6 protein-coding genes and 2 pseudogenes are annotated in these 5,884 nt (G+C 66.1%); 1 reads left to right on the plus strand and 7 read right to left on the minus strand.

Annotation, left to right across the window (positions count from 1 at the left end):
* The 7 genes and pseudogenes from AC1D1W_RS19545 to AC1D1W_RS19575 all read right to left on the minus strand — a co-directional run.
* Window positions 1–644: pseudogene (locus AC1D1W_RS19545) on the minus strand (MFS transporter); the annotation flags it as partial.
* The gene (locus AC1D1W_RS19550; RefSeq protein ID WP_476944566.1) at window positions 622–1,518 is read right to left on the minus strand and encodes a dihydrodipicolinate synthase family protein; all 897 of its coding nucleotides are present in this window, start codon (window positions 1,516–1,518) and stop codon (window positions 622–624) included. The pseudogene AC1D1W_RS19545 and the gene AC1D1W_RS19550, both read right to left, overlap by 23 nt.
* A 147-nt stretch (window positions 1,519–1,665) precedes the next feature.
* On the minus strand, window positions 1,666–2,523 hold the full coding sequence (locus tag AC1D1W_RS19555) for an EamA family transporter (protein ID WP_476944567.1): 858 nt from the start codon (window positions 2,521–2,523) through the stop codon (window positions 1,666–1,668).
* 120 nt (window positions 2,524–2,643) lie between these two features.
* Entirely contained in the window at window positions 2,644–3,384 is a 741-nt protein-coding gene (locus tag AC1D1W_RS19560; protein ID WP_476944562.1) for a B3/B4 domain-containing protein, read from the minus strand.
* Window positions 3,377–3,982, minus strand: a complete 606-nt coding sequence (locus AC1D1W_RS19565; protein WP_476944563.1) for a helix-turn-helix domain-containing protein — start codon at window positions 3,980–3,982, stop codon at window positions 3,377–3,379. The genes AC1D1W_RS19560 and AC1D1W_RS19565 overlap by 8 nt, the downstream gene beginning before the upstream one ends.
* A 498-nt stretch (window positions 3,983–4,480) precedes the next feature.
* Window positions 4,481–4,654 (minus strand): hypothetical protein, encoded by a 174-nt coding sequence (locus tag AC1D1W_RS19570; RefSeq protein ID WP_476944564.1) that lies wholly within the window; start codon window positions 4,652–4,654, stop codon window positions 4,481–4,483.
* Window positions 4,655–4,663: 9 nt separating this feature from the next.
* A pseudogene (locus AC1D1W_RS19575) lies at window positions 4,664–4,921 on the minus strand (GNAT family N-acetyltransferase); the annotation flags it as partial.
* Between the two features lie 777 nt (window positions 4,922–5,698).
* On the opposite strand from AC1D1W_RS19575, the gene AC1D1W_RS19580 reads away from it, so the two are divergent.
* On the plus strand, window positions 5,699–5,884 hold a 186-nt coding region (locus AC1D1W_RS19580; protein ID WP_476944565.1), incomplete at its 3' end, for a competence protein CoiA family protein.

The following is a 5,884-nucleotide window of genomic DNA, read 5'->3' on the forward strand; positions in this document are numbered from 1 at the left end:
GGGCGGCTCTTGCTTGGGGAGTGCGAGGGCTCTTGCTTGGGGAGTGCGAGGACGGCTCCAGCACCAACGACGGCGGCTCCGGCCAGGACCAGTGTCGCGGTGAGTGCGTCGGATGCGGCCGCGATCCATGCCACTGCTGCCGGGCCGAGGGTGCCGCTGAGTCCGTAGCTTGCGACGTCCCAGCTTTGTGCTCTGCGTTGGCTGCGCTGGCCGGGGCCGGCGATGGGGGGCAGGCGGCTGCTGATCCCGCCGGTGAGCATCGGCCCGAAGATGCCGGAGACGAAGAGCAGCATGGCTGGCCAGATCGGCCAGGCGACGGGCAGGAGCAGTGCAGCAGCACCGAGCAGCACCCCGTGGAGGACTGCGGAGCATGCGATGACCTTGCGTCCGTCACGGGCTGTATCGAGGCGTCTTGCGATGAACGGGCCGAGCAGGTGGGGTGCGGTGATTGATGCTCCCAGGAGCCCGGCCAGCCAGCCAGGCATCCCGCAGGCGTGCGCGAGCAGCACGATGGCGACCACTGCGCCCCCGTCGGCGCTGCGAACCAGCGTCGCGGCGAAGACGTAGCGGGCCAGCGCACCGGCCCGGCGGTCCTCCCTGCAGGGAACGCCGAGGCCGGCGCTACGGGTTGAGCCCGAGCTCATCGACAATCCTGCCAACTTGGGCGCGCTGCTTCTCGGTCAATCCCTGGAGGGGAAGCGGCAGGCACGATGTTGATGCCAGTCCGAGCTGTTCCGCTATTGCCGCAACGACCCGGATACTCCCGCCAAACTCGGCGAACAACTCCCACAACGGGGCAAGCCGTTCGGACTCCGCGAACGCTTCGGAGAAGCGCCCTTCCAGGGCGGCCCGGGTGATCCGCATCGCCGGGGCGGGCAAAGTGCCGCCAATGACCGAGTACCAGGCATCGCATCCGGCGGCCAGTCCGGCGGCGGCCTTGGCGTCGCCGGAAACTCCGATGGTCACGTGCGCAGGGACGGCCGCCCGGATTTCCTGAACCCGCGCCTGTGCCTGCTCGGGACCGGCCGGTACGCCGGGGATTTTGATGGAAGCGATCCCGGGCAGTTCCGCGATGCGTCCGTAGAGTTCGGTCGTGAAGGTGAAGTGGGTGGTGCCTGGGTTGTCATAGACGATGACGGGCAGCGACGAGTTCGCCGTGAGGGTCTGGAAGAGTTCGAACACATCATCGTCGGTGAGGGGCTGATAGGTCATGGGAGCCAGCAGGAGCCCGGAAGCCCCTGCCTGTTCTGCCTTCTCGGCGTTCGCGAGGACGTGTGAGGTTCGCAAGGCCCCGACGCCAATGAACACGGGCGTCCCGCTGGCGTGCTCGACGGCAAGACGGGCCACACGGCTTCGTTCCTCGCTGCCCAGGTACGCGTAGGAGCCGGTGGATCCGAGCGCGGTGATGGAGTCGACCTTCGCCTCAGCGAGCCGTTCGATCAGGTGAACGAAGGCAGGTTCGTCAACCGCATCATCTGCCAGAGGGGTAAGGGGGAAGGCGCTCAAGCCGGTGAACATGGTCACAACTCCTTTGTTTGAATTACAGGGAAGCGAAGTCTGAGGCGCCGGCCGCTGCCTGGGCGGGCTGGGCTGCGCGGGCACCTCAACCTCGGAATTCTCGCGCGGCGACAGTCTGGCGGGCCCGCCTGTCTGGACGACTGTCGCCTACTTGGGCCTTTGGTCGATGAGGGCGGGGTCCATGCGGGTACTGGCGTGTTCGCGGGAGCGAGGTTGCCGTCGGCCACCGCGTTGCGCGGCGGCCCCGGCGAGGACGACGAGCGTGATGCCACCGAATTGGACTAGCGAGGGCCGCTGGTGCAGCACGAGCAGCCCGAGGAGCACGCCGAAGGCCGGTTCGAGGGCCATCAGGGTGCCGAACGCGGTGGGCGTCATCCTGCGCAGGGCGAGCATCTCAAGCGCCATCGGCAGCACCGGCATCAGAAGGGCCAGTCCGAAGGCGGCTGCGAGGATCCCGAGGGTGAGGTGTCCGGCGGACTGCGGGATGCCGACGACCGCTGCCGTGGCAGCGGCGACGGGAACGGTGAGTGAAAGCGCACCGATGCCCGTGAAGCGGTCGCCGATCCGTTGGGTGAGCAGGATGTAGGCGGCCCACCCGATGGCTGCGAGCCCAGCGAACCCGATACCGGCGAGGTTGATGGCACCGGCCCAGGGTTCGGTCAGCAGGACGACGCCGATTAGCGCCAGGGCTGGCCAGATAAGCGCCCGTGCGCTGTGGGCGCGGACCGCGGCGACGGTCAGCGGACCGAGGAACTCGATCGCGACGGCGGTTCCGAGCGGGATGCGTTCGATGGAGGCGAGGAAGGCGATGGTCATCAGTCCGGTGGCGACGCCCAGCCCCAGAAGCACGGGGACGTCGGGGCGGCGCAGTGTGCGCAATGGGGGCCGGGCAACGGCGAGAAAGATGAGTGCTCCCACGCTGAGTCTGAGCCAGGCTGTTCCGGCCGGCCCCACCGATGCGATCAGATCCACTGACAGGGCCGAGCTGAGCTGGACTGAGAGCATGGCGGCAACGGCCAGCCCCCATGGCGGCACAGGGACATTCTTGGGGACACGTTGGCTCACGGCCGGCCGCCCTGGGCCWGCCGGTCACCGATCGCKCGTATGCGGGGGTGGATGAGCATGTCAGTCTCTTTCGTTGGCTGGCGTGCCGGCGGTTATCAGGCGGCGGGCGACGCGGACRTCGTGACCGAGTAGGGTCAGCCGGGCGGTCAGGTCCTCGGCTGCGGCGTGGAGCGCCTCATCGGTYRTGGGTTCGAGCGCGTCGAGGATGAACAGYGCGGCGGTGGTGTTCTCGCCGAGCTGGGTGCGGCGTGCCTGGCGCCAGTTCCAGCGCCGGCAGGTTACCCCGGAATCGTCGCACCACACGACTTCGCCAGGTTCCGGGTGTTCGACCACCGCGGCGCCGTCGGCGGCGGTATCGAAGGGTTCCTTGCCCGTGGCGCGGACCAGCCGGGGCGCACCACTGTAGCGGTTTAGGTCCTCCCCGCCCAGCGGGATCTGATGGAGCACCGAAACCGCGTTATAGAAGTCGGTGAGACGGTTCACCCGCGGCAACCCGGACACCGCACGGCGCAGCAGCGCCTCCAGGCTGTTACGCGTTCGGTTGGGTTTGGCTCCGAAGCCCTGGTAGGCCTCGCGCCAGGCTGCGACGTGCGGAAGCTGCTCGACCGGCCCGTCGCTGAGCAACTGGCGGGCTGAGGTCTCCGCCGCCTGGAGCAACTCCTCACCGGCCTGGTCGCTCGGGCCCGGGACAAGTCCGTGAACGGCCAGCAGCAACGCCCGGTAGTCGGGTCGCAGCGCGAAAACGTCGGGGTCAACTCGGCCGCTGTCGAGGAATTCCTGAAGCATGCCCAGCTCAGGCATCGGACGCCTCCGGCCGGTGTCCTGTCCCCACGCCCGGCTCGAAGACGGCCAGGGAGAACCTCGCCGGCTCCGTGCCCGGATTGGCATAAGAGTGTGCCACGTCGCCCGGGAACGTCACCGCATCGCCGGCATCGAGGCTGACCGATTGGCCTGCGATCTCCACCGTGACCGTGCCCTGCTGGACCTGCAGGAGTTCCTTGGTTCCCGAAGTGTGGGCCTCGCTCACGTGACGGTCGCCGGCACCCAGCGTCCAATCCCACAGTTCAACCACGTCCGGTGACTCGGTGCCGGCCACCAACACCCCGCGGCCGCCGGACTCACCGATCCACAAAGCAGCGCCTTCACCACTGCGCGTGACCTTCACCGGCTTCGGCCGAGGCGGCTCGACCAGCGCCGGCAGCCCCACGCCGAGCGCGTCGCTGATCCTCAGCAGGGTTCCCACGCTGGGATTCGCGGCACCCTGCTCCACGTTGACCACCATCCTGCGGCTTACCCCGGCAGACTCCGCCAGCTGATTAAGCGTCCAGCCCCGCGACTGTCTCTCCTGCTTAACCCGGGCGCCGATTGCCAACGCCAAGGTCGTTGTACTCTCATCCATAAGTGCATCATACTGCACTCACAGTGCACTCGACTACTGCTCGTCGTTCGGCCGCCGTCAACGAGTGGCCAAAAGACCCTCTTGAGCTTCGACGTCGCACCTCATGCCGCCAATCAGGACCAAGCCCTGCATGACTCTTGTGGACGACCGCCAGTGAGAAACACGGCAGCGACCGTATCCGCTGCTGTCTTGGAAAACAACACCCTTCAAGACACCTCGTCGTGTCTGGAGGATTGAAGGAATCGACGGCGTGCTGGCCCGCCTCGAGTCTTGGAAAGAGGTCTCACCCTAAATCGTCTCAGCCCGGTGCCGGTCGGGGACTTCTGAGTCACACTAGCCGGGCGAGACATCTCGGGTATACGCGTGTGAGTACGTCGGGCCGGGTCGCCGGCCCTCACGTCTGTGATGTTCGCGCTGGCATGGCATCGTTGAATCGCCTCAGAGTCGATCGCGGACCTCGCTGCGGTGTCTTATGTCCGGCCGACTGATACGGGTGGGTCACTGGGGACGAAGGCGGGAATCGTCAGTCTCCCATTCATCTCGGGTGATCGCGTACTCGACGTCGCCGTGYTCGTCGCCCGGAACGGACACCGGCCAGTCGGCGACGAAGGCCCGCACGAGGCGCATCCCGGATTTCTCCATCACCCTTCGGGAGGCCGTGTTGACTGCCATGGTCGAGGCTACAACCCGTTGCACCCCGAACKCGGTGAACCCCTTGGCGATCAGCGCCCGCGATCCCTCCGTCGCRTGCCCCTTTCCCCAGGCCGCGTGGCGCAACCGGTAGCCCAGTTCCGGCTGATCTTGTGGATCGTCGGGGCCTGGCCGGAAGTGGAACCAGCCGAGGAATTCCCCGGTCGTCTTCTCGATCGCGGCCCAGAACCCGTAGCCGGGAAAGCGCTGGTAGTAGTCGAGGAACGCCGGGAGTAAGTCGCGTTCTATCTCGCCCCGGGGGGGTGGGGATACCGCCGGTGATGTACCGCATCACGCGCGGATCGCTGTCCAGTTCCACGAGTAGCTCCGCATCGTTGGCGGTGAACTGCCGGAGCAGAAGTCGTTCAGTCTCCAGGAAGGTGAGCATGCAGACATTCTCGCACCGGGGGAAGACCCGTCACACCGATGGGGGAGGTCGGATTACCGTCGCTGGACGAGCGTTGTGGCCGTTGGGATTGGTCCCAGGCATATGTGGCCCCTTGTTTGGGGGCGCCGAAGTGGGCAAAAGGAGGGTGTGCACAATGTGCACACCTTGGGCTTCGGACCGGGTTGTACTTAAGCCGGATCGGGCCGGATTCCTTCTGTTTCCGCGGGAGTCCAGTGTTTGTGGGGGAGGGAATGCAGTTCGAGTCCCACCTCGGGCACAGTGTTTTCGCAGGTCAAGGGCATCTTTTTTCTTTGGGTGTTGACAAAGCTTGACTTTGCGGAGGTTCGGTGTGGCAGCGGGCTCTGTTAGATGTCATTGATGCTCCGGCCCTCAAACGAATTACTTGTGCTGGCGGGACTGCCCCGAATCTCGTTGACTCTCGGGGTTGAGTGTTGGGGCGAGCTGGCCACCGACGGGGATACCGTTTGCGGCTTGGATGAACTTCCTCTTCGTTGTGGGCGCCGTCGGCTGCCTCGTTACCGATGGCGTCATCATGGCGCCACTATCTTGAAGTTCTGACGACTCAGCCCCGCCGTGTGTTTCCATGKGTGAATCAGCATGGGAGGACGGAGGGGCACATGCCTTTGGTCGCTACATTAGCCGGACAGCGTGTCGTTTCCATCGACCTGAGCCAAGACGAGTGGGACTCCCTCAAGAAGCGCTACCGCGCCGGCGAGCCCCTGCTGATGTCGTGCGGCCAGCCGGGATCGGCCAGAGTCTCCTCTCGGGGCCTGAAGTTCTTTGCCCACAGGAAGGGTGCAGAC

This window comes from Arthrobacter sp. P1_B4 (assembly GCF_056406555.1).

Coding starts and splice junctions, on each gene's coding strand:
- AC1D1W_RS19555 (WP_476944567.1), bottom strand. CDS start 2,523: ATGCTCTCAGTCCAGCTCAGCTCGGCCCTGTCAGTGGATCTGATCGCA.
- AC1D1W_RS19550 (WP_476944566.1), bottom strand. CDS start 1,518: ATGTTCACCGGCTTGAGCGCCTTCCCCCTTACCCCTCTGGCAGATGAT.
- AC1D1W_RS19565 (WP_476944563.1), bottom strand. CDS start 3,982: ATGGATGAGAGTACAACGACCTTGGCGTTGGCAATCGGCGCCCGGGTT.